Here is a 23,905-nt window from a genome sequence, read left to right as displayed (position 1 = left end):
CATGGCACGCAAACGAATTTCCCAGCAGCCCCGTCAAACCATTCTGTTGGTGACGGCAACTGAAGCGGAGGCCCTGTATTTCTCCCAAATGCGCAAGGACTGCCGCTATTCCAATATGACGGTGGTCTGGGAGCAGGACTGCAAGGACCTTTCTGCCTTGATCAATCTGGCTAGCCGGATGCGAAATGCTGGCAACTACAGCAGTGTATGGGTGGTGTTCGGCCTTGCCGACCTTGGTGTCTCGCCTGAACAGGTTTCCAAGCTGCTCGCTCACGCTGAGCAAAAGAAGGTGAAACTGGCATGGAACAATCCCTCGCTACCGCTTTGGTATCTATTGCATCTGCAGGCTCCCAAGGGCTTCGTACAAGATCCAAACATGATTGAGAGTGCCCTGGCCAAACAGTTCCCCTCATTCTCCAGCGACGCCTCCTATCTGCTTGGTGATGGGATGAATCTTCATCTCAGGCTCTATTCAGCCAAGTCGAAAGCAGCTGTCAATGCCAGCTCCTACAACGCATTGGTTGCGGGGAAACTGGGTTTGGCTCCTACCAATATTGTCGGAATGCTCAATGACATCACCGAAATTTGTGGATTGGCCGACCTTACCCACAATCAGAAGCAACTTGGCTTGAACAAGAAAAACGGGTAGTGCTCAGTGAGTGGAATCCTGCTGCTTGTCTACATGCTTGCCTTCGCTCTGGGGTGTATGACTTTGGCACTTGCCATAGTCTATCGGCTTGCGAATAAGCAGAGATGGGCAACGTATTTTATCGTCTGTCATGCATCCCTTTTGGGATGCATGATGCTCTTGGCCCTGCAAGTGCTCTCTCGTATGTATCTGTCAGGCTTGGTATATGAGATAATTACGTACAGCATCGGCTTTGTGGTGCTTGCCGATGTTACCTTCCTGATTGTCTTTATTCCGTATTTCACCACCTGGGTGATAGCCCATCCATGGAGGCAACCTTACAAGGGCTTGTTCTTTTCCCTTGCCCTTGTCTACCTGTTCTTAGGGATCGGTCGTGAGATATGGCAGATTTCACTTTTCGACCAATTGATGCTTGTGCTGTTTGTGTTTGTAATCGCTTTCTGCCTCTCCATAACACTGAAAAACATCAACTCGATCGCAAACAAAACCGCTCGTACTTCAGCGATTTCAATTATCATTGTCAGTGCCTCGATGGTTCCGGCTATTTTACTTGCAATGTTCTTTCCCTCCCTCAAACCACTTCTTTTCGGCATCTATTTCCTTGCTCTCTCCATTACCATCATGACCTTTTTATTCATGCAGTTTGTTATTTTGGGAAGGGCTGAGGTGGTGAAAAGCAAAGAGCTTGTGTTGGGGGATTTGGAAGAGTACCATATTACTGAACGTGAGTTTGCCGTCATCCAGCTGATCAGCAAGGGTCTAACCAATAAGGAAATTGCAAGCCAGCTGGGTATCAGTGCAAACACGGTAAACAACCATGTGGCGAATATCTATGGGAAAACCCAGGTAAGGAGCCGCATCGACCTTTTGAATCTGCTGAAGCAGAGTTGGTAGGAGATTCCATGCAGATAACATATGAGGTTCCCAACTTCGCAGAACACCATTATCAGGATAAGGCACCGATCAGAAAGTGTGCACGGCCGTGGGCCATGGTCCATGATGAGGCGGTGAAAAAGGCCGTATTGTTGTGTCATGGGTATACAGGTTATCCGGGTGAACTCATTCGTCCCGGTACCGATTTATTTGAGGCGGGCTTTGATGTGTACTGCCCCCGGTACCCGGGACATGGAACCAGTGGAAAAGATTTTTTATCCAGCAAAGCCGAGGATTGGATCGGTACTGCCTATGACGCTTTTGCATACCTTGCCCAACGCTATGAGCACGTTTCGTTGGTAGGCCATTCCATGGGTGGGGCGATTGCCACCATTATTGCTGATGCTTTTGATGCAGACACCCTGGCTTTGCTTGCTCCTGCCTTGGTGATCCCCTCGCTGCCAGCCACCCAGGTAAGGATTCTCAGGCATGTGGTCAAACGTAAGAAAGTCGCCTGGAAGGCGGATCTGGAGTATCATTTCCACTATGAGGGCGATGCTGACGATGATGCCTTTTTAGGCTCTGAATATTGGTCGTATCAGTTTCCCAAGGGCATTTGGGAGCTTGAAAGAGTCAGACGGCGCGCAGTAGCTTCCATCGATCACGTACTTGCCGACACGCTTTCCATCAGCGGTGGACTCGATCCAACCATTCCCGAAGAGGCTTCTGTGTTGGTGACCAGCAAACCCAAAGGGGTGAATAAGCATTTGCATATCAAGACAATCGGGCATCTTATGCCCTACGATAAGAATATTGATGCCCAGAATGAGGCTATGGCTGCTGTGGTTGCTTGGATGCAGGGAAAGCGCTAGGCGCGCACCAGGTATTCGTAGATAGCCGAAAGCTTGTCCGAAATGCTTACCACCACGCTTTCCTTGTACCGTGGGAGCGCCAGGGTTTTGGGAAACATGTGCTTGGTAATAATGTCCTCTTCCATATCATTGACAGAGAAATAGGTCTTTGCGTTCGCCAAGGCGATGAACGGATGTTCTTTACCGTGGCTTGAACGTTTTTCATCTTGCTCTTTTCGCTGCCGCCAATCATACAAAAAGAAATCGTGCAAAAGACCGCCTCGGGCGGCTGCCTGATAATCCATGCCCAAAGCCTTGCTTATGCGAAAGGAAATATAGGATACGCGATTTGCGTGGTCGTAGATGTGGTTGGTGTGATGGCGGAACTCTTTGAGCTTGAGGAATTGCTCGTGTTGCAGAATATCCTCTACCAACAAGGTGTGTTGGGTTCTCAGCTGCTGTATCGTTGAACGCTGGATGGTATAGGCAAAGAGCAGGGAAAAGAGTGAGAAAAGCAGGAAAAGAAGCTCAATGGGAAAGAGATTGAAAAAGCTTGCTATATTGAAAACTTTGGATGTATAGAATGTGGTAAAAAGTCCTACAGGCAGTTTGAATAGTTTTACAAGGTGGGTGTTTCCCCCAGTAAGGAAGGCAGGAAAAGCATCAGGTATCAGGATAGTCCTCCTAAGGTCAATTGAGTGTACGGTATCGAAATAGCTGGGTATGGTCAAGCCTCACACCTCTTTTTCTATTTCTCTCTGGACAGGTGTATGTTTCACCCTTGCTACAAGCCTTCTTTGTGTTGCTATAATCTCTGTTTTACGGTACAACAGTACCATTGAGAGGAGTATATCCTGATGGAAGTGAGAGTACGCTATGCCCCATCTCCGACTGGTCTGCAACATATCGGTGGAGTAAGGACAGCTTTGTTCAACTATTTCTTTGCCCGAGCGAACGGAGGCAAGTTTATACTGCGTGTCGAGGATACCGACCGTGAGCGTTATAGCGATGAGTCTTTACAAGATCTCTATGACACCCTGTCTTGGCTGGGTATTGCTTGGGATGAAGGTCCGGTTGTAGGCGGCCCTTGTGGTCCTTACATCCAGAGCGAGCGCTTTGAGCTGTATCGCGACTATGCCCAGCAATTGGTACGTGACGGAAAAGCGTATTATTGTTATTGCACCCCTGAACGCTTGGAGGCGGTCCGACTCAAGCAACAGGAAGAAAAGAGTGAAGTGCAAGGGTACGACCGGCACTGTCTCCATCTTTCTGAATCCGATCACGCCAACTATGCGGAGCAGGGCATTCAGCCGGTTATCCGGCTCAAGGTGCCTACAGACGGAAAGACCACCTTTCACGATGTGCTGATGGGCGATATCACCCGTCGCAATCGTGACGTCAGTCCCGATCCCATATTGCTCAAGAGTGACGGCTTTCCTACCTACCACCTGGCAAATGTCATCGATGACCATCTGATGGGCATCACCCATATCATGAGAGCCCAGGAGTGGATTCCCTCGGGACCGCTGCACATTCTGCTGTATGAAGCGTTCGGCTGGGAGCCTCCGATGTACTGCCACCTGCCCATGGTCATGGGCAAGGACGGCCAGAAGCTTTCCAAGCGTCATGGTTCAACTTCGGTACGCGATTTCAAGGAAAAAGGCTACTTGCCCGAAGCCTTGATGAACTATGTGAGCATGGTTGGTTGGTCGTATGACGGGCAGCGGGAATTCTTCAGTAAGGAGGACCTCGAACAGGTCTTCTGCCTGGAAAAAATCAACAAGGCCCCCGGTGTTTTTGACTACAAGAAGCTTGACTGGTTCAATGGCCAATACATCCGCCAAAAGAGCGATGAAGAGTTGATGGCTCTATTGCTGCCTTATATGAACAAGGCTCAATTTTTACCTGCCTCACTTTCTGAAGAACAGAAAACCAAGTTCTTGGAAATCACCAAGGTGGTGAAAGATCGGCTGAAGGTCCTCGGTGATGTGGTGGATTTGACTCGGTTCCTTTTTGAGACGCCCTCTTATGACGACTTGAGTTTGTTTGCCGCCAAGGGTGTTGAGCTTTCTGTTGCTGCTTTGGCACTCCAACGCGCATATGATGTCCTGAAACAAGGCTTTGAGTCGCATGAGAGTCATGAAGTGACCGAGCAGAAGCTAACCGATTTGGCAGCAGAGCTGGAACTGAAGGTCAACGGGGTGTTCATGCCCCTCAGAGTAGCTTTGACCGGCAGTACCGTCAGCCTTCCATTATTTGATTCCATTGGCCTGCTTGGGCAGGAAGTGACGTGCTTACGCATTGAAAACGCATTGGCTTTACTGAAGAGAGAGGTACGATAAATGGCAGAAGTAACGATGGACAAGATTGTCTCTTTGTGCAAGCGACGTGGATTTATTTTCCAGTCGAGCGAAATCTACGGCGGTTTGAACGGCGCCTATGACTACGGTCCACTGGGTGTCCAGTTGAAGAATAACATCCGCGATTTCTGGTGGAAGGAGATGACACAGATCCATGACGACATCGTCGGTTTGGACGCCTCCATCCTCATGCATCCCCGTGTTTGGGAGGCCAGCGGCCACGTTTCCAACTTCAGTGATCCGATGGTTGACTGCAAGCAGTGCAAAAGCCGTTTCCGAGCCGACCAGATCGACCTCAAGGGCGCCTGCCCGACCTGTGGTACCAAGGACAGCTTCACCGAGCCGAGGAACTTCAACCTCATGTTCGCCACCCACATCGGGGCTAACGCCGATGCCAGTTCGACCATCTATCTCCGACCTGAGACCGCACAGGGCATCTATGTCGATTTCAAGAATGTGGTTTCCTCAAGCCGGGTGAAGATTCCTTTCGGTATCGCCCAGGTAGGTAAATCCTTCCGCAACGAAATTACCACCAAGAACTTCATTTTCCGTTCCTGCGAGTTTGAGCAGATGGAGATGCAATGGTTCTGCAAACCGGGAACCGATGAGAAATGGTTTAGCTACTGGAGAGAGCAGCGTATGGCTTTCTACCATAAGATGGGTATTAAGCCGCAGAGCCTCAGATGGCACCAGCATGGTCCGGATGAACTGGCCTTCTATGCAAAGGATGCCTACGACATCCAGTTCCTCTTCCCCATGGGATGGCAGGAACTTGAAGGTGTTCACAGCCGCACCGATTATGACCTCACCCAGCACCAGACTTTCAGCGGCAAGGAGATGACGTATTTGGATCCCGAGTCCAACGAACGGTATATCCCCTATGTTGTGGAAACCTCTGCCGGTCTTACCCGAAATGTCTTGATGGCTCTAGGCGATGCCTATGATGAAGAGGAGCTTGAAGGCGGCGATGTCAGGACAGTCCTGCATTTCCATCCCAGTCTTGCTCCCGTCACTGTTGCCGTGTTGCCGTTGGTGAAGAAGGATGGTATTGCCGAGTTTGCTTCCAAGTTGGAACATGAACTGAGAGACGATTTTTCCACCTTCTACGATGTCAGCGGAGCAATCGGCAGACGCTATCGGCGTATGGATGAGATCGGAACCCCCTACTGCGTAACCGTCGATTATCAGAGCCTTGAAGACCAGACGGTAACGTTGAGGCTGCGCGATAGCATGGAGCAAGTACGAGTCGCCATTACGGACCTGGTAGCCACTATCAAAAAGGCAACCAAGGAGTACAAGCGGGTGGAGCGGTAACATGAACACAGCACTTCAGACTTTGATGGACCGTGGGTTCATTAAAGCATGTACAGATTATGATGCACTCAGTGACTTGATGGACAAGGAAAAGGTTACCTTCTATGTGGGGGCAGACCCGACTGGCCGAAGCCTTCATATCGGTCACATGGTGCCTTTCTTTGCCATGCATCACCTGCAGAAGGCTGGTCATAATCCCATCGCCTTAGTCGGCGGCGGGACTGCAATGATCGGTGACCCCTCTGGCAGGACAGAGATGCGCAAGATGCTCACCCCCGAGCAGGTAACGGAGAACTGTAAATCCATCAAGGCCCAGCTTGGGACGGTGGTAGACTTCACCGAACATCCTCAGGAGGGGATGGGCAAAGCAATCATGCTCAACAATGCAGACTGGCTGACTGATTTGAATTACATCACTTTCCTGCGTGAGATCGGGCGTCACTTCTCGGTCAACCGCATGCTGACCTTTGAATCCTATAAGCAGAGGCTCGAACGCGGCCTTTCGTTCATTGAGTTCAACTATCAGCTCCTTCAGTCCTACGACTTCTATGTGCTCAATCAGGAGCATGGTTGCAGACTGCAGATCGGCGGTGATGACCAGTGGGGCAATATCGTCAGCGGTATTGAGTTGATTCGTAGGATGAACGGAGCTGAGTGCTACGGACTTACCTTCAATCTCATTACCCGAAGCGACGGCCACAAGATGGGCAAGAGTGAAAAGGGTGCAGTCTTTTTGGATCCCGAGCTCTTCAGTGCGTATGACTTCTACCAATACTGGCGCAATGTCAATGACGATGATGTAATTAAGTTCCTCAAGCTGTTTACGTTCCTTCCTTTGGAAGAAATTGCCCAGTATGAGAAAGCGGATGTGAATATCAACGATGCCAAGGAGAGGCTTGCCTACGAGCAGACCAAAATCATCCACGGCGTCGAGGAAGCGGAAAAGGCAAGGATTGCTGCCAAGACCATGTTCAAGGGAGCCAACCTTGGGCAGGAAGGTAGGGACGGCATGCCCTCCCTGGCCATTGCAGCCTCTGAACTTGAGAACGGCATCCCTGTTCTCGACCTCTTCAGTCGTACCGATCTGGCGGCTACCAACAGTGATGCCCGCCGATTGGTTGCCGGTGGAGCAGCCTGGATTGGTGAAACCAAGATAGAGGATCCCAAGACCCTCATTGATAAAACCTATCTGGATGGTTTTGGGGAGATGATCCTCAGGGCGGGAAAGAAGCGGTACTTCCGTATCACCATTGCTTAGTTTATAAGAAGAGAAGGGGGGGGAACCCCCTTCCTTCATAGGGAGATAGTTCATGAAACGTTTTGTAAGTATTTTTTGTATTGTCCTGATTGCCTCTTTTTCATTGACAGCGCAAGCGGTGGCAGAAACACCTGCTGCTTCTGCTTTGGATATACAGTTCGGTGTCATGGCCGGTCCCACCGGCTTCTCTTCGGTTGCCCTGAGCCTCAATGAGGGTAGAATTGCTGATAATCTGAAAGTCACGATGAGTGTGTTCCCCTCTCCAAACGAGGTTATTGCCCGATTGGCCAATGGGGAACTGGATTTTGCAAGCCTTCCCACCAATGTGGCGGCGAATCTCTACAATAAGGGTGTGAAGGTAAAGCTTGCTGCCGTCATCGGCAACGGTATGCTCAGTGTCCTCTCCAGTGATGGTTCGGTTGCCAGCGTTCAGGATTTGCTTGGCAGGACGGTCCATGTCCCCGGTGCAGGCTCTACTCCTGACCAGATGAGTCAGCTGCTGCTACAGAAGGCTGGTTTGGTTGCAGGTAAGGATGTCATTCTTGATTACTCCGTCGCAGCTCCAGCCCAGCTTGCCCAACTGGTTATCGCAGGCAAAGTATCGCTAGCAGTTCTTCCTCAACCGTTTGTTTCCATGGTTTTAGGCCGCAGTCCCAACGCTCGCGAAGTTGTGGATGTCCAGGCACTGTATTCCCAATTATCCGGCGTCCCCACATATCCGATGAGCGTGCTTGTCGTCTCTGAGTCTTTTGCAAAGAACCATCCGCTTGCCTTGGCAGCAGTACTCAAGGCATACGAGGAATCGGTTGCATGGGTCAATGCCGACCCCAAGGCAGCAGGACTGGCCATCGAAGCCGCGGGTATTATGGCCAGTGCCATGGCAACTCCGGCAATTCCTTCCTGTAATTTGGTCTTTGTTCCCAGTCAGGAAGCAAAAAATGAGGTGCAGGCATACTTTACCTTCCTGCACGGCTTCAGTCCCGCCTCCATTGGTGGTACGATTCCTTCTGAAGACTTGTATCTGTAAAGGATGTGTTGATGTCCTCGCTTAAGCGTAGTCTGATTCTCTTCTTCTCTTCGGCCTTCCTGCTCTTGCTTTGGCAGGTTGGCTCTGTGATGCTTGACAGTCAGATTCTGCTTCCAGGCCTTGGCCCGGTATTTTCAGCTCTGGTGGAGCTTGTGCGTCAAAAGCCCTTTACCACCAATGTGTTTTCTACCGTGGTCAGGGCTCTTGAGAGTTTTCTGATTATTGTTGCCAGTGCAACGGTGATTGGTATAGCTGCCGGCAGGTACCCCCTGCTTTCGCTTGCGCTCAAGCCTTTTGTCACCGTGCTGAAGGCAATTCCAGTGATGAGCATCATCCTGCTTGCCTTCATCTGGTTCACCAGTGGAACTGTACCGCTCTTTTCTGCCTTCCTTATGGGTTTTCCTGTCATGTATGTGCAAATCGAGGGGGGAGTGAGACAGAAGGACAGACTCCTCGATGAAATGTGTAGGCTCTATGATATACACGGCAAGGACAAACTGATCCACTATACCATTCCTTCGCTTTTGCCGTTCTTTGTCATCGGCTCGCGTGCAACGCTTTCCATGGTATGGAAGGTTGTCATAGCAGCCGAGGTCCTCACCGTTCCGCGCTTTGGCGTGGGATCACGCATGCAGCTTGCCCAGGTACAGCTTCAGACTGACCAAGTTCTTTCTTGGACCCTGATCGCCATTCTTTTGACCGCACTAGGTGATTTGCTTTTTGATAGCCTTGCATGGTCCTTGAGAAAGCTGAAGAAGCATGTTGATGCAAGGAGGGTGGAATGCAGTTCCAAAGGATAAGCAAAGCCTACGGCCAAAATTGTATCTTCGATGAATTCAGTTTGGAAATTACAAAGCGAACCATCCTTTCTGTGGTAGGCCCTTCCGGCGAGGGAAAGACAACCTTGCTGCAGATTGCAGCCGGCTTGATTCAGCCTGATAGCGGGATTGTGATCAAAGAGGTTGAGGAAGAGGGAAGTATCAGCTATCTGTTTCAGGAGCCGCGCCTGCTTCCCTTCAGTACCGTTTTTACCAATGTGGAACTCGCCTTGCGCTCGTTCCTGTCCAACAAGAAAGAGCGAGAAGAAAGTGCTTTGCATTACCTAAGGATGGTTGGCCTGGCAGACAGTATGGGACTATATCCTGATCAGCTTTCGGGGGGAATGCGCCAACGGGTGGCCATTGCCAGGGCATTTGCCCATCCTTCAAAACTGATGTTGCTCGATGAACCGTTTCAGAGCCTGGACATCAAGCTCAAGGTTACGTTGGTGAACTCCTTCCTCCGTCTTTGGGAGGAGAGCCCGAGAACTACGCTGTTTGTCACCCATGACCCCAAGGAGGCTATCCTGCTTGGCGATGCCGTGTGTTGTCTGGGTGATCCTAAAAAACCGTTGCTCTACCAACAAATACATATTCCTCGCAACGCGAGGAATATTGGTGATCAAACCTTGTTGGCTTTGGAAGCCTCCCTGGTACAGACATTGGTCGGCGCTTAGAGGTCTACCTTCCAAAGTCCATGCAGGTTGCAGTACTCGTACACAGCTACAGCCTTGTCGTCGTCGAGAGCGAATGTTGCGTGTGGCTTTCCGTCAACTGGAAGGCTTTTGCGCATGCCGCCATTCTCGGTCTGGACATAGATGAAGGCAATGTGGTGTTCTTTGGTCATTGGATGGTCCACCGATCCCACGTTCACTTCCAGCTTGTTTCCTTCCACTTTAACGACAGGAACGTGCTTTTCCTTGGCAGCATCGACAGTATTGGCTTTCAGAACGATCATCTCTTCGCCGCAGCAAGAAATCTTCGGTCCACGGTCGATTACCTTGGCAACAATGTTTCCACAATGTTTGCAAATGTAAAATTCTTGTTCTTTCATCGGTATTCTCCTTGTCTCCCATTCTACCCGAAAATTGCGTTGCCGTACAGTCGATACTTTGTACTGGTAAGCGAAGTTTCAGTCTGCATGCAAAACAGGCAGGTCATCAGACCTGCCTGCATTGAAGGAATCCTATGGTTTACACGTAGCCTTGGGCGATCATGGCCTCGCTGACTTTCACAAAGCCTGCAATGTTGGCACCATCAACATAGTTGTCCTTGGTGCTGTATTTTTCGGCTGCACTACTGATGGAAGCGAAGATGTTCTTCATGATCTGCTGAAGTTGCTGGTCAACCTGCTGGGGCGTCCATTGCAATTTCTGACTGTTCTGGGCCATCTCAAGGCCGGATACGGCAACACCACCGGCGTTTGCCGCCTTGCCGGGTGCATGGAGAATTCCTGCATCCTTGAAGATTGCATCAGCTTCCAAGGTGGTAGGCATATTTGCGCCCTCACCAACGAGTTGGATGCCATTGGCAATAAGGTTCTGCGCATCCTTTGCGTTGATTTCATTCTGGGTGGCACAGGGGAATGCATAGTCGGCTTTCACTTCCCAAAGCGGGTTGCTTTCCTGGCTTCCATTATGCGGGATATAGGTAGCTTCCTTGAACTGCTGTGCATACTCGGCAATTCTACCGCGGCGGACGTTCTTTAGCGTCTTGATGTAAGCAAGCTTCTTTTCATCAATACCGCTTGGATCTATCAACACACCGGAAGAGTCACTGAGTGTGAGCACCTTTGCATTCATCTGAAGCAATTTGTCGATGGTGTACTGGGCAACGTTACCGCTACCGCTGACAAGGCAGGTCTTGCCTTCCAGACTCTTTCCCTTGGATTCAAGAATTGCTGCAGACAGGTAGACCAATCCATAGCCGGTTGCCTCAGGACGGATGAAAGATCCGCCGTACGATGGTCCCTTACCGGTGAGAATGCCCACCGATCGGTTGGTCATCCGACGGTATTGGCCGTACATATAGCCAATTTCACGGCCGCCGACGCCGATATCACCGGCGGGGATGTCGGTATCCTCTCCGATGTGTCGGGCAAGTTCGGTCATGAAGCTCTGGCAGAAGCGCATTACCTCATTATCACTCTTTCCCTTGGAGTTGAAGTCACTGCCGCCTTTACCACCGCCCATGGAAAGGCCGGTGAGGCTGTTCTTGAAGGTTTGTTCGAAAGCGAGGAACTTGAGGATGGAGAGATTTACCGAGGGATGGAAACGCAAACCGCCTTTGTACGGGCCGATGGCGCTGTTCATCTGTACTCTGAAGCCGCGGTTGATTTGCAACTGCCCGTCGTCGTCGATCCAGGGCACACGAAACATAATCACACGTTCAGGTTCTACAATACGGTCCAGTACTTTATGATACACAACCTGCGGAAGGTCATCCACCAAGGTATCTATGGAAGACAGGAAAGAGGTCACCGCTTGGATGAATTCCTTCTGATGGGGATCGAGCTTGATCACGTGGTCAAGTATCTTTTGGGTTGCGTCATTCATGTCGGGTATCACTCCTCATATGCATGTATAAATATACATAAAACTGCATACGATACTACAGAATTTGTTCAAGTTGGTAAAGGCTTTCGGAAATACGAAAAAATGTAGAAAAATTTTGAGGGATGCGTAGAAACACATGATAAACATCCTCAGTTGAGGGAGTGCTCAACTGAGGGCTTTTCAATTGCCCATTTCACCAATTTGGCAAAAGGGATGTTTTTTATAAAAAAAATGAGCATACGGGATTTTAGAGTGTTTCGCCGCGTCTAAGCCTCTCAATGTTTTGTTTGAACGGGGGATAGATGATTCCTCGTTCAGTGATAATACCTGTAAGGTTTTGGTGCGGTGTTACATCAAAGGCAGGGTTATAGACCTGCATTCCAGAAGGTGCGACTTGCACTCCCTGGACATGGGTGACTTCTTCTGCTTCCCGTTCCTCGATGGGAATCTCTGATCCATCACGAATGGTAAAATCGATGGTGGAGACGGGGACTACGCTATAAAACGGGACGCCATACGCCTTGCAGATAACCGAGAGGGCGAATGTTCCCAATTTATTGGCAACATCCCCATTGGCTGCAACACGGTCACCACCAAGGATGACCAAGTCGATCTTGCCATCGCGGATGAGGGTTGCTGCAGCACTATCGGGGATGAGTTTGGAAGGAATCTTGGACTCCATCAACTCCCAGGCAGTAAGCCTTGCCCCTTGGAATCGGGGTCTGGTTTCATCGGCGTAGACAAAAATATCCTTCTTATCATAGAAAGCTTGCTTGATTACCCCCAAAGCGGTTCCCCAGCCTGCGGTGGCAAGCGCTCCAGTATTACAATGCGTGAGGATGGTTGCCTTGTAGGGAACGACCTGGTTCCCAATTCTGCTGATGGTCTTGTTTGTCTGGATATCCTCTTCCCTGATGGTATGCGCTTCCATAAGCAGTCTCTCAAGGGTCTTGGGACGACCTTGAGCCTTGACTGTTTCATAGACGCCGAGCATGCGATCGATGGCCCAACCCAAATTAATGGCGGTAGGTCGGGCAAGACTGAGGAATTTGCAAGCCTGGTAAAAGGCAGCTTGCTCGGGGCACTGCTGTAAGGCGAGGTATACCCCATAGGCCGCAACTGCACCGATGGCCGGAGCACCACGCACAATCATATCACGAATGGCAAATTCGACCTCTTCATAGGTTGCACAGGTCACATACGTTACTTGGGTCGGCAAAACCCTTTGGTCGAGAAGGATCAGCTTTCCCTCTGTGAAATTCAGAGCAACAAACGATTCATCCATGAGTCTCTCTCCTATCGCTGCTGAACTTCAGCCCAGCTCTTTTGTGCATCCTTGATGACCTGATCCTCGTCTATGGTCATCACTTTTCGTCCTTCCATGAGAATCCTGCCTTGGCAGAGCAGGGTGTCCACGTCAGAAGCCTGGGTTGCATAAACCAAGGCACTAAACGGGTCATTAAGCGGTGTCAAATGACTCGCGTGCGTATTTACAAGCAGAATGTCAGCTTCCATACCGGCTTTCAATTGTCCGATTTTCTTTTCCAATCCCAAAGCTTTTGCGCCATTGACGGTCGCCATACTGAGCACCTCATACGGATGCAACGTATAGCCAGTCGGCTTGTACACCTTACCGAGCAGACTTGCCACATGCATCTCCTCAAACATGTTGAGGTTGTTGTTGCTGCTGGCCCCATCGGTGCCAAGAGCTACGGAGATTCCTTTTTGGAAATAGGTGCTGATGGGCGCGATTCCGCTGGATAGTTTGCAGTTGCTGCTTGGATTGTGCACGATGGTGCTGTCTAGACCCTTGAGCAGTTCGACTTCCGTATCAGTAAGGTGTACACAATGGGCGAGCAGGCTTTTGACATCCTTGAGGACCCCGCAATCGAGCAGGTACTGCAGGGGAGTTTTTCCTGTCTCTTTCAGGCAATCCTGAACCTCCTGCATCGTTTCGCTTAGATGCGTATGCAGGATGGCCTGATGATCTTTCGCCCAGCTATGAGCGAATTGGTACGTTTCCTTGGGGCACGTATAGATGGCGTGGGGGGCACAGTCGACCTGGATGCGCCCTTCGCTTCGTCCTACGTACGGGCTCAAGAGCCTTTCCCGATCGAACACCCGAGTTTTGTTCTCTTCCAAGCTTCCGAACAGCGTTATGCTGATACTGGCGCGCAGGCCGGTTTCCAGCACAGCTTCAGCACTTGCCTGGGGATGGAAGTACATGTCGGCAAATGTAGTGACACCGCTTTGGATCAACTCGACCAGACCAAGTCGAGATGCAATCAGGATATCCTTCTCAGTCAGCTTATCTTCGATGGGGAAAATTTCACCCAGCCAAGCCTGCAGCGTGGGCAGGTCATCCTTATAGTTGCGCATCAAGCCCATGCTCAAATGAGTATGGGCGTTCACAAGTGCGGGCATGGCTATATGGAAGGAGCCGTCAATGATGCGATCTGCTACAAAGCCGGGGTCGGCTTCCCCGACAAAGACGATATGTTTGCCATCAATGCCGATATCACCACGGAAATAGGTACCTTCTTGTGTCATCGGCACAATAAGGGCGTTGGAAATAAGTAGTTTCATGGCCGGTATTGTAGCATGAACCTCTTAAGCAGTCACCTTGTTACGTTTGATCTTTTTGGTACTAGTCATATCCATAGGCGCATCCAAAATCGTCAGACGGGTAATTTTCTTGTAGCCTGAGAGCTGTTGGTTCACTTCCTTGATAACCCTTTCCAAGTCATCCTTCGATGAAACCCCATGTTCCTTGTAATACTCTGCATTGGGATAGACGACTGCCTCGATCATTTCAGCAGGTACATCCTTGTTCTCCTGATATCCTCGAATAAGTATCTGGTCAATCTGGGTGTATAACTGAAAGAGGTCTTCGATTTCCTCGGGATAGACATTCTTTCCACCCTCGGTGACAATCAGATTCTTAGCCCTTCCTTTAAGGTAGAGGTAGTTCTCCTTGTCCAAATACCCAAGGTCTCCTGTTTTCAGGTATCCCTCTTCGTCGAAGAGTTCGGCAGTGTGTTCTGCATCGTTGAAGTACCCTTGGGTGATATTCGGTCCCTTGACCCGAATTTCTCCCACACCGTTCTGGTCAGGGTCGGCAATTTTCATATCGACCATCGGAAAAACCATTCCCACCGATTCAATCTTGAAATGGCTTATGGGATTGAGCGTGAGAATCGGGCTGGTCTCAGTCAGACCGTATCCTTGGATGAAATCCAGCCCGAGTTGCTGGTACTGCTTGAATACCTTCGGGCTTAGGGGACCTGCACCACAAATCAAGAAGTTGTTGCGATCCAGACCGACTTTGCTCAAGAGCATTGCATTGAAAGCTTTCCGGAAGAGATTCCAACGCAGGTACTTCTTTGTAAAACCGTTGATGGTCATCATGGTAAGAATAAGGGCATTCACGAAGGGTCCCTTCTTCTTTACCTGTTTGAGTAGTCCAGCAAGCAGCTTGTTATACAACAGAGGAATCCCCATGAAAATAGTTACCTTGCCCTGGGTGAGGTCATTGATCATACGGCTGACGGCAATGTCCTGGCCGAAGACACACTCAGCCCCATGCTTGATCGATTCGAGTAGCACCGCAGTACAGCAATAGGAGTGGTGCAGGGGCAACAAGGCATACAGGACATCAGTCTCGTTCAGGCTGAGGAACGTACCATCACAGGCTTGATACAGGTCGCTGACTATGTTTGCATGCGTGAGCATGGCTCCTTTCTCATTGCCGGTAGTCCCACTCGTAAAGAGAATGGCGGCGAGATCGTGTTCCCCTCTAGCTCTGCGCTCTGAAAGCTTGGCAGCCTTAAGCTCATCAATATGAGGAAACAGCTTACTATCCTCTTGTAAGGACGCCAACCCCTTGAGCTGTTTATACCATGCTTTTTGGGAATCGAGGGCTTCAAGGACATTCTTATCACCGAAAAAAAACGAGGCGTTCACAAAACTGCTGAGATTTTCCACTCTGTCGATATGCAGTTGGTGGTCCAACGGAACCACCACAGCCCCTGCATACAAGACGGCAAGATACGCTATTGCCCAAGCTGGACTGTTTTTCCCATTGATGATGACCCTGTCGTTCTTGTTTACTCCCATTTCCATGAGGTAGGAGCCAACACGTTTGACATGATTGAGTACCTCTGTATAGGTAAGGGTGGTCCTGTTGGGCTTAAAGATGGTGAAACTATTTCTGCTGCCGAACTGCTGTTCGGTGATGAGAAGCAAATCTATGATGGTAGGCCACTGTCCATCGAACAGTACTCCACGATATTGGTCCAAATCATCCCAAGAATGTTTCATGATAGGGAATACTCCACGTTGCCGCGCATGATACAAATATACTATACGCACAAAATAAGCGTTACTGCGTTGATTTTCACAGAATACACCGTATTTGTCAAGAAACCGTTAACTCCTTTACTCAATTATGATTGATTGAATAGTTAAAAATCACTAGAGACGAGGAAAAAGGTGTTTATCCGTCAGAAGAGCGGAGATATCGGGATACACGACATCCGAAAGAGGCCTAAGGCTCTTTGTATCATTGCTTCCACTCAAGAGTGCGATGGTATATCCTGCTTCTGAACGTTTGGCAAACAACATATCGGTGATGGTGTCTCCGACCATGGCAACTTGGCTGGGGACAATGCCCTCCTGATTGCAGAATTCAAGGAATGCTTGGGGGTGTGGTTTCTTTTTGTAGTTACTGTCCCGGCTGGATACAAAGTCAATATACTCACTCAGTCCCATGAGGGAGAGAAAGAGCGAGGTGGAGGAAGCGTTGTCGTTGGTGATGATTCCAATTGAGTAGCCGCATTGTTTCAAGTTTGAAAACAGTGTCTGTTGCAGCGAAAAATCCATTTTTTTCAGCTTTTTGCTCAGGAGTACTTCGCTGTTCTGCACACTTTGGTGATAGGCTCTCATTGCCTTGAGTGCGTTTACTCGATACCGGATGCAGTACACCAAGAACCTTCGAAAAATCTGCACGGGGCGGTGGGTGAATACCAATCCCTTGGGATGGCAATCACCATGTTCATCGATGCCCATGAGATGAAGCATAGCGTTTTTTGCTTTTTGGTGGCTGGCTTTGCCCATAGAAATGAAGGCGCTATCGATGCCTTCCTTCAGCACATCCTCCCATACTTGGGCGTAATCAAAGAGTGTGCCGTCCTTATCAAAAATGATTCCCTTGAGTTTCTCATTCATTTGTGCCATGTTGGGGTATCATCATACGGTACACACTCGCACTCTGCCTAGGGGGGAATGAATGCTCGCACTGCAAGAAAAGGTCATTGAACGTACAAAAATCTTCGCACAACAAGTTGAAACGCTTCGTTTCAGCTGCGATTGCTATATCTACAACCCATTGACTTATGCTTGGCCGATGCATGAATTGTATATTCGCACCTATCTCAGCAATCCAATCAGAACTCTTTTGCTGGGGATGAATCCCGGTCCTTTTGGGATGACGCAAACCGGTGTTCCCTTCGGCGAAATAGAAGCAGTAAAGAACTTTCTGAAGCTTGATGCAGAGATTTCGAAGCCTTTGACGGAACACCCCGGCAGACCGGTACTTGGTTTGAAGACGCAACGAAGCGAAGTCAGTGGAAGGCGCTTGTGGGGTCTGATTGCAGATCACTATGGGAGCGCCCAAGCTTTTGCCCAGGAGATGGCTGTTATAAACTATTGTCCATTGGTTTTTTTGGATAGAAAACCAACAGCCAAAAACATTACTCCCGATATGCTGGTAAAAGGGGAGCGCCTTGCCTTGGAAACCATATGCGATCGATACCTTATAGACATGATTGAGCTCCTTGAGCCCACCTATTTGATAGGGATCGGTAAATATGCGATGCAAAAGTTTACTCATGTTGCGAGTCAAAGACCTGGGGTTGTGATATCTTCAATTCTCCATCCAAGCCCGGCAAGTCCTCAAGCAAATCGTGGATGGAAGGAAAAGACTGAAACGCATCTCTCCTCGTTGGGAGTCTGGACTTTGGATAAATCCAAGAATTGTATTGTTTTTCCAGACAATTAATCACTTAGAGAGCGATTAAATCGTGAAAAATCTGCTCTGGGAAACTACATATGCAAAAATCTTACTAGACAATCACGGTCGGCTTTGATACTCTGTTAGCCATGGATACCGTGTGTTCGCGTCCTGCCTATGCCAAGGTAAATTTGCATTTGGCTGTCGGGCTTCCTTATCCGGATGGGTATCATCCCATCCAGTCCCTGTTTGCATTGGTGGATCTCAGTGATTCCATCACGTTGCAATGGAAAGAGAGCAAGACGTTCGATGTAAAGGTAACTGGCTTGGAAGCGTATTGCAGTGCCCAGAACGATACCCTGACGAAGGCAGCCCGCCTCTGGCATGAAGCCGGGGGGTATCCACTTTCGCTTGACATCCGTTGTGATAAGCAGATTCCTGTCAAAGCTGGGCTTGGAGGCGGTTCCAGCGACGCAGCTGTCCTGCTGCAGATGCTGCAAGATATTGATCCCAAGCGGGCATTACCGTTGGAGACGCTCAAAGATGTTGCGTCGCAAGTTGGTAGTGACGTACCTTTTTTTCTTTCGGGATATTGTGCGGCGCTTGTAACAGGGAAAGGCGAAAACGTTACACCTTTGGAAGGGCGAAAGATGCACGTGGTATTGGTGATGCCAACCTATTTTGACGTGTCTACGTCATCGGCATTTCGTTTGCTTGATGAAATGAGAGGCACGCAAAAAGAAGTTTCCTGGCTGAGCATACAGGAATTGTTACAAATATATAAAAAACCTTCCCATAATTGGAAGGGTTCATTGTATAATGATTTCGAGCCGTGCTCGGGCAATGACGCTTTTTATGAGACACTGAGTAGTCTTTGTGAAGGATATGAAGGATATTATAGCATGAGCGGTAGTGGAGCCTGTTGGTTTTTCGTCAGTGAGAATGTTTCCCACGTCCACGATGTTCATGCCGCTGTTGCCGCCGCTTTTGGCTCTCGTGTCAGGTGTTGGCTAACACACTTGATGAGTTGCTAGTAGGAAAAAGTTGCTTGTGGTTGTTTGGAGGTTTTTGTGGATATTTCAGAAGTACGTGTACGGAAAGTCAATCAGACAGGGAAACTAAAGGCTTATGTGACCGTTACGTTCGATAGCCAATTCGTGGTTCATAATATCAAGGTCATCGAAGGTCGGGACGGCGATTTCATCGCTATGCCGAGCAGACAGTTGGCTAACGGTGAATTCAAGGATGTGGCACACCCGATAAGTAGTGATTTCCGAGATCACCTCCAAAAAGTAATTATGGAAGCGTATGCCTCAGACACGGGTGAAACAGCACTTGAGGAAGAGCTGCAATAAACCGCTGGACAAATCCGTTGTTTTCATATACTGTCGTATCCGTTGTTGGGAAGTCGCCAAGCGGTTAAGGCTCTGGTTTTTGGTGCCGGCATCGGGGGTTCGAATCCCTCCTTCCCAGTAGGGCAGTCCATGTATTTGGATTGCCCTTGTTTTTTTATAGAGGGCTTGCACTTACCATGCTAAACACTCTATACTCCCTTCTTAGTGATATTCTAAATATCAAAATGCTATGGTAATTGGGCATCGATGAATGCGCCAATGAGAGTACAAGGAGTTTGTATGTCTGACAACAAGAGTTTGAAAGCGGAATTGAGAACCGAGGATTTCGGTAGTGCAGGTGCCCGCCGCTTGCTTCGCACCAAGCGCATTCCTGCAGTAATCTATGGAAAGAATGAGCCTGTACATATTATTTTGGATTCTCGTGAATTTACCAACAAAATGCGCCATTTCTCTGAAACCGCACTGTTGAAGATTTCAGTTGGCAAGAAGAGCTACGAGTGTCTGATGAAAGATTATCAGGAAAACCTGATGCGCGCTGAGATCAAGCACGTAGATTTCTTTGAAGTCACCCGTGGCCAGGTTCTTCGCACCTTGGTCTCCATTGTCCTCAAGGGTAATCCTGTGGGAACCAAAGAGGGTGGTGTTCTTGATCAGGTCATGCATGAAGTTGAAATTGAATGTTTCCCCAAGGACCTTCCCGCTGCTCTCGAAGCTGATGTAACTTCCTTGAAGATCAACCAGAGTCTCCATCTTAAGGATGTAGTGATTCCTGCCAACGTCAAGGTTCTTGATGACCTGGCCAAGACGGTTGCGTCTGTCAAGGGCGTGAAGGCTGAAGCTGTCGCTCCTGCTGAAGAAGCTGTGGCTGTTGCTGCTCCTGCCGAAGCTGATAAGGATGCAAAGGCTAAGAAATGAGGTTGATTCTTGGACTGGGTAATCCCGGGGCCAAGTATGAACACTCCCGACACAATGTCGGCTTTGATGTAGTGGACACATGCGCAGCGTTTTTTCAGGTAACTCTGAAAAAACGCTGTTTTCGTCTCTATCGTCAAGCCAAGGTTGGTGATAACGTTCTCTTGGTACAACCCCTCACGTTTATGAATGCAAGTGGAGCAATCCTCAAACACTTTCCCCAAACAAGTGCATCGGATATGATTGTTATCTGCGACCAGTTGGATTTGCCCCCGGGTATGATCCGGATACGCAACGGAGGGTCTTCGGCGGGGCATAACGGGTTGAAGAGCTTGATTGAATGCTATGGGAACGGAGATTTCATCCGAATCTATATAGGAATTGGTCGACCTAAGGAAGGTGTATCCGTAGTTGACCATGTCCTTGGTCAACCAGAGGATGAGAGCATTGCACAAGGGGTCCATTTGGCGTGCGAGGCATTGATTGATCTGATTGAGGGGAAACCCCTACAGGAGGTAATGGTTGCCTACAACCGGAGAAACCGTTCTGAATAATGTTCGTTCCTTTCTTGCGATGCAGCATATCGATGCAACAAAGCGTATTGGAGTGGCTTTTTCAGGGGGAAGCGATTCTCTCGCCCTTCTCATTGCGCTCAGAAAGATGTATGAGCCTTCCTTTTTGCATGCGATGTATGTGCAGCATCACCTAAGGCCTAGTAACGAACTTGAAGCAGAGACAGCCCTCAATAGGGAAAACTGCCAGAAATTGGGGGTCTCGCTCCATATTCTGGACCTTGGGAAAGGCTCTGTTGCACACGCGATGCAAACAAGACGGGGCGGGGTTGAGGAAGCTGCTCGATACCTTCGCTATGAGGCCTTGTATGAGGAGTGTAATCGTGGTGGATGTACCTATCTGGCCACCGCTCATAACGCTGATGACCAGCTTGAAACAACGTTGATGAGACTTTTCCAAGCTTCAAGCATAGCAGCCTTGGAGGGGATTCGACCTGTACGAATTGTCGATGGGTATGCATTGACCCTTATCAGACCGGTTTTGGAGTGCTCCCACGCCGTTCTTGCCGAGTATGTCGGATTGCACAACCTGGTTTGGTCTGAAGATTCCACCAATACCGAGGATGCCTATCTGCGCAATACCATCAGGCATACGATTACAGCCCCGATTCTCTCTACGTTCACTAGTGCATACGATTCCATCTCCGTTATGACCCGGAGGTTTAGTGAAGCGGGTCAGTTGCTGCAAACACTGACGGACCAGGAGCTTGCAAGCGTATCCTTTTTTCCGGAAGGTGCAGTGTTTTCGCTCTCTTGGTTTTTGGCATTGGCACCGGCGCTCAGGGAATTGGTTCTTTTTCGAATTGTCGCACAGTTTGAACAGAAAAGTCGGGTAAAGGGGTCCTTCATTCATCGTTTACGGTCAGAATTGGAAAACAGCACGAAGGAAGGCAACTGGACCTTGGAGTCTGGCCCTCATCGGGTTATTCTTGATAAGGATGTATGCAGCTATTGTTTTATAGAACACCCGCTTTGGCAATTCTGTCTACCCCTAGCGAATCCACAGGCAAAACAGGTTTTGGACTTGGGAAACAATGTTATTTTCACCATTCTCCCCTACGAGGACGCTTTTGGTAATGATAGTGCCTTGCTTGCCTTGGATGCTAAGCAGCTTGATTGTGCAGTCCTTCGGTCGTGCACGCTTTCTGATGAAATTTGCTTGGAGGGAGGAACGGTCAAGGTGACGAAACTGCTCTCTTCGTATAAGATACCAAAGCATCTGTATGCTTCGGTTCCGGTTCTCGCTGACCGATCAGGCCTTGTTGCCGTTTTTGCCCGCCTTCATGGGGGACGTGACCGGCTTGCAAAGCGGTTCAAAGCTCCCCTTGCCCGAAGATTGACAAATATATATAGTAGTAGCAAAAGGAACAATTGCAGTGAAATTGAGAAAAGACAGCCAAGATAGCGATTCGGAAAAGAAGCCTGAGAACCAGGAACCCAACCAATATTGGCAGGGTCCGGGCAAGGATAATAAAAAACCGTCGTTCAGGCCTTCAAACAACCCCAAAAACCGTTTTGCCTTAATTGTGTTCATCACTTTGGCGATTATGTTTGCCTATATGTTTTTTGATTCAGCCTCTGGTGCAAAGGACCAAGTGGTTCCCTATACTACGTTCACGGGCTACGTGGATGCAAACCAGGTGATGCAAGTGGAAATCAAGGAGCAGTCCTTGATTCGCTTTGTCCTGAAAAACGGGCTTTCGGCCCAAACGAGAATTCCCTATTTTGATGAGAGCTTGCTTCCTTCTTTGAAGGCAAAGGGTGTCTCCGTTACCGGTAGCGTGCAAGAGATTTCTTTCCTGCAGATACTATTGCAACTTTTGCCTTGGATTATTTTTATTGGTTTTACCATTATGTTGTACCGCCAATCCAGTGGGTTGAATGGGAAAATGATGTCCACCTTGGGAAAGAGTAAAGCCAAGGAGTACATGGATAGTGATACCAAGACCACGTTCAAGGATGTTGCCGGTCAAGTTGAAGCGAAATATGAGTTGGAAGAAGTAGTCTCTTTTCTCAAGCATCCCGATCATTTTACCAAGGTTGGTGCTAAAATTCCTCGTGGAGTCCTTTTGGTGGGTCCTCCGGGAACCGGAAAAACCTTGTTGGCGAAAGCCGTAGCAGGGGAGAGCGGGGTTTCTTTTTTCCACACCAGTGGTTCTGACTTTGTTGAGATGTTTGTCGGTATGGGTGCCGCCCGCGTTCGGGATTTGTTCGAACAAGCCCGCAAGCATGCTCCTTGCATTTTATTCATTGATGAGCTGGACGCAGTTGGGCGAACCCGTGGCGGCGGACTGGGTGGCGGAAATGATGAGAGAGAGCAGACACTGAACCAGATTCTTGTTGAGATGGACGGATTTTCCACTACTGCCGGGGTTATTGTCATGGCAGCCACCAACCGTCCTGATGTACTTGATCCTGCACTTCTCAGACCCGGACGGTTTGATAGACAGGTTGTCGTCGATCTACCTGACATTCAGGAACGGGAGGAGATTCTCAAGATTCACTGCCGCAAGATCAAGCTGGAGAAAGATGTGGACCTGAAGCGGCTTGCCCGTGGTAGCGCAGGCACCAGTGGTGCTGATTTGGCTAACCTGGTCAATGAGGCTGCCTTGTTTGCTGCACGAAAGAATAAATCCACCGTAAACATGGAAGATATGGAAGAAGCAAGGGACAAGATTCTGCTCGGTGTAGCTCGCAAGAGTCGTGCCATGAATGAACAGGAGAAACTTGCAACTGCATACCATGAGGCCGGTCATGCGCTGTTGCACTACTACCTGAAGCATCTCGACCCGTTGCACAAGGTTACCATTATTCCTCATGGACGGGCGTTGGGCCTGACGGTGAGCCTGCCCGAGAGAGATCCCTACACCAAGACAAAGTCAATGCTTGGTGATTGGATTAAGGTATGCATGGGTGGCTATGTTGCAGAGGATCTGGTGTACGGGGAAACTACGACTGGAACCAGCAATGACATCAAGCAGGCTACCGACTTGGCACGCCGCATGGTTACCGAGTGGGGCATGAGCGGATTGGGATTTGTGAACTTGGCTGATGAGTCAGAGCCTTTGTTCCTTGGCCGGGAAATTACTCAGCATAAGGATTACAGCGAGGAGACCGCCAAGCGGATTGACCAAGAAGTCCACAAGATTCTTGATTCTGCCATGGATGAGACGAAAGATATTCTGTCTACCCACCGAGACAACCTGGATTTGCTAACCAAGGAGTTGGTGGAGAAGGAGACCTTGGACGATGCCCAGATTCGAGTACTTTTGGGCTTTGACAAGATCCTGTACCCGACTTCTGAGGCGACCGAGCAAGTTTCAAATGAACAACCGAACGAATAAGGACGAG

The 23,905-nt window shown here is 49.3% G+C and carries 23 protein-coding genes and 1 tRNA gene; 17 read left to right on the top strand and 7 right to left on the bottom strand.

Features of this window, described 5'->3' with window-relative positions; all coding sequences use genetic code 11:
- Window position 1 precedes the first annotated feature (1 nt).
- The 3 genes from SPIBUDDY_RS09950 to SPIBUDDY_RS09940 are packed head-to-tail and all read left to right on the top strand — an operon-like array spanning window position 2 to window position 2,394.
- Window positions 2-649, top strand: a complete 648-nt coding sequence (locus SPIBUDDY_RS09950) for an RloB family protein (protein ID WP_013607628.1) — start codon at window positions 2-4, stop codon at window positions 647-649.
- A 6-nt stretch (window positions 650-655) separates the two neighbouring features.
- Window positions 656-1,543 (top strand): helix-turn-helix transcriptional regulator, encoded by an 888-nt coding sequence (locus SPIBUDDY_RS09945; protein WP_013607627.1) that lies wholly within the window; start codon window positions 656-658, stop codon window positions 1,541-1,543.
- Between the two features lie 8 nt (window positions 1,544-1,551).
- Window positions 1,552-2,394 carry an alpha/beta hydrolase gene (locus tag SPIBUDDY_RS09940; protein ID WP_013607626.1) on the top strand — a complete coding sequence of 281 codons (843 nt, stop codon included), beginning with the start codon at window positions 1,552-1,554 and terminating at the stop codon, window positions 2,392-2,394.
- Here SPIBUDDY_RS09940 and SPIBUDDY_RS15730 read toward each other — a convergent pair.
- Window positions 2,391-3,104: an HD domain-containing protein gene (locus tag SPIBUDDY_RS15730; RefSeq protein WP_013607625.1), complete on the bottom strand. Its 714-nt coding sequence runs from the start codon at window positions 3,102-3,104 to the stop codon at window positions 2,391-2,393. The genes SPIBUDDY_RS09940 and SPIBUDDY_RS15730 overlap by 4 nt on opposite strands.
- Window positions 3,105-3,230: 126 nt before the next feature.
- Between SPIBUDDY_RS15730 and gltX the strand changes: the two genes are divergently transcribed.
- From gltX to SPIBUDDY_RS09905, 6 genes are read left to right on the top strand one after another with little or no spacing between them, the layout of a single operon-like run.
- A complete protein-coding gene (gene gltX / locus SPIBUDDY_RS16190) occupies window positions 3,231-4,715 on the top strand; it encodes a glutamate--tRNA ligase (RefSeq protein ID WP_013607624.1) in 1,485 nt (494 codons plus the stop codon).
- Window positions 4,716-6,047, top strand: a complete 1,332-nt coding sequence (locus SPIBUDDY_RS16185) for a glycine--tRNA ligase (protein ID WP_013607623.1) — start codon at window positions 4,716-4,718, stop codon at window positions 6,045-6,047. It abuts the gene before it with no gap.
- A 1-nt stretch (window position 6,048) separates the two neighbouring features.
- Window positions 6,049-7,305 carry a tyrosine--tRNA ligase gene (tyrS, locus tag SPIBUDDY_RS09920; RefSeq protein ID WP_013607622.1) on the top strand — a complete coding sequence of 419 codons (1,257 nt, stop codon included), beginning with the start codon at window positions 6,049-6,051 and terminating at the stop codon, window positions 7,303-7,305.
- A gap of 52 nt (window positions 7,306-7,357) precedes the next feature.
- Window positions 7,358-8,332 carry an ABC transporter substrate-binding protein gene (locus SPIBUDDY_RS09915; RefSeq protein WP_013607621.1) on the top strand — a complete coding sequence of 325 codons (975 nt, stop codon included), beginning with the start codon at window positions 7,358-7,360 and terminating at the stop codon, window positions 8,330-8,332.
- 11 nt (window positions 8,333-8,343) lie between these two features.
- The gene (locus SPIBUDDY_RS09910; protein WP_013607620.1) at window positions 8,344-9,132 is read left to right on the top strand and encodes an ABC transporter permease; all 789 of its coding nucleotides are present in this window, start codon (window positions 8,344-8,346) and stop codon (window positions 9,130-9,132) included.
- Window positions 9,114-9,827: an ABC transporter ATP-binding protein gene (locus tag SPIBUDDY_RS09905; protein ID WP_013607619.1), complete on the top strand. Its 714-nt coding sequence runs from the start codon at window positions 9,114-9,116 to the stop codon at window positions 9,825-9,827. The genes SPIBUDDY_RS09910 and SPIBUDDY_RS09905 overlap by 19 nt, the downstream gene beginning before the upstream one ends.
- Here SPIBUDDY_RS09905 and SPIBUDDY_RS09900 read toward each other — a convergent pair.
- The 6 genes from SPIBUDDY_RS09900 to SPIBUDDY_RS09875 form a co-directional block, all read right to left on the bottom strand.
- Window positions 9,824-10,204 carry a desulfoferrodoxin family protein gene (locus tag SPIBUDDY_RS09900; RefSeq protein WP_013607618.1) on the bottom strand — a complete coding sequence of 127 codons (381 nt, stop codon included), beginning with the start codon at window positions 10,202-10,204 and terminating at the stop codon, window positions 9,824-9,826. The genes SPIBUDDY_RS09905 and SPIBUDDY_RS09900 overlap by 4 nt on opposite strands.
- A gap of 139 nt (window positions 10,205-10,343) precedes the next feature.
- Window positions 10,344-11,705 (bottom strand): NADP-specific glutamate dehydrogenase, encoded by a 1,362-nt coding sequence (gene gdhA, locus SPIBUDDY_RS09895; protein ID WP_013607617.1) that lies wholly within the window; start codon window positions 11,703-11,705, stop codon window positions 10,344-10,346.
- Window positions 11,706-11,952: 247 nt separating this feature from the next.
- On the bottom strand, window positions 11,953-12,990 hold the full coding sequence (mtnA, locus tag SPIBUDDY_RS09890) for an S-methyl-5-thioribose-1-phosphate isomerase (protein WP_013607616.1): 1,038 nt from the start codon (window positions 12,988-12,990) through the stop codon (window positions 11,953-11,955).
- 11 nt (window positions 12,991-13,001) lie between these two features.
- On the bottom strand, window positions 13,002-14,291 hold the full coding sequence (locus SPIBUDDY_RS09885) for an amidohydrolase (protein WP_013607615.1): 1,290 nt from the start codon (window positions 14,289-14,291) through the stop codon (window positions 13,002-13,004).
- A 24-nt stretch (window positions 14,292-14,315) separates the two neighbouring features.
- On the bottom strand, window positions 14,316-16,025 hold the full coding sequence (locus SPIBUDDY_RS09880) for an AMP-binding protein (protein ID WP_013607614.1): 1,710 nt from the start codon (window positions 16,023-16,025) through the stop codon (window positions 14,316-14,318).
- A gap of 153 nt (window positions 16,026-16,178) precedes the next feature.
- Entirely contained in the window at window positions 16,179-16,940 is a 762-nt protein-coding gene (locus tag SPIBUDDY_RS09875) for an HAD family hydrolase (RefSeq protein ID WP_013607613.1), read from the bottom strand.
- A 52-nt stretch (window positions 16,941-16,992) separates the two neighbouring features.
- Here SPIBUDDY_RS09875 and SPIBUDDY_RS09870 point away from each other — a divergent pair, with 52 nt between their 5' ends.
- From SPIBUDDY_RS09870 to ftsH, 8 genes are all read left to right on the top strand, one after another.
- Entirely contained in the window at window positions 16,993-17,763 is a 771-nt protein-coding gene (locus SPIBUDDY_RS09870) for a uracil-DNA glycosylase family protein (protein WP_013607612.1), read from the top strand.
- Between the two features lie 101 nt (window positions 17,764-17,864).
- On the top strand, window positions 17,865-18,749 hold the full coding sequence (gene ispE / locus SPIBUDDY_RS15725) for a 4-(cytidine 5'-diphospho)-2-C-methyl-D-erythritol kinase (RefSeq protein WP_013607611.1): 885 nt from the start codon (window positions 17,865-17,867) through the stop codon (window positions 18,747-18,749).
- A 36-nt stretch (window positions 18,750-18,785) separates the two neighbouring features.
- Window positions 18,786-19,070 (top strand): septation regulator SpoVG, encoded by a 285-nt coding sequence (spoVG, locus tag SPIBUDDY_RS09860; RefSeq protein WP_013607610.1) that lies wholly within the window; start codon window positions 18,786-18,788, stop codon window positions 19,068-19,070.
- 46 nt (window positions 19,071-19,116) lie between these two features.
- A tRNA-Gln gene (locus tag SPIBUDDY_RS09855) sits at window positions 19,117-19,188 on the top strand.
- A gap of 161 nt (window positions 19,189-19,349) precedes the next feature.
- Window positions 19,350-19,985 carry a 50S ribosomal protein L25 gene (locus SPIBUDDY_RS09850; protein WP_013607609.1) on the top strand — a complete coding sequence of 212 codons (636 nt, stop codon included), beginning with the start codon at window positions 19,350-19,352 and terminating at the stop codon, window positions 19,983-19,985.
- Window positions 19,982-20,536, top strand: a complete 555-nt coding sequence (pth, locus tag SPIBUDDY_RS09845; RefSeq protein WP_013607608.1) for an aminoacyl-tRNA hydrolase — start codon at window positions 19,982-19,984, stop codon at window positions 20,534-20,536. Before SPIBUDDY_RS09850 ends, pth begins: the two co-directional genes overlap by 4 nt.
- Complete coding sequence (gene tilS, locus SPIBUDDY_RS09840) at window positions 20,505-21,959, top strand: tRNA lysidine(34) synthetase TilS (RefSeq protein WP_013607607.1); 1,455 nt, start codon at window positions 20,505-20,507, stop codon at window positions 21,957-21,959. The genes pth and tilS overlap by 32 nt, the downstream gene beginning before the upstream one ends.
- Window positions 21,931-23,898, top strand: a complete 1,968-nt coding sequence (gene ftsH, locus SPIBUDDY_RS09835) for an ATP-dependent zinc metalloprotease FtsH (protein ID WP_013607606.1) — start codon at window positions 21,931-21,933, stop codon at window positions 23,896-23,898. The genes tilS and ftsH overlap by 29 nt, the downstream gene beginning before the upstream one ends.
- Window positions 23,899-23,905: the final 7 nt, after the last annotated feature.

Origin of the sequence: Sphaerochaeta globosa str. Buddy (assembly GCF_000190435.1) — a bacterium.
Taxonomy (GTDB): domain Bacteria; phylum Spirochaetota; class Spirochaetia; order Sphaerochaetales; family Sphaerochaetaceae; genus Sphaerochaeta; species Sphaerochaeta globosa.
Note: the sequence above shows the minus strand (reverse complement) of the source record. Positions and strands in the feature narration are given on the sequence as shown.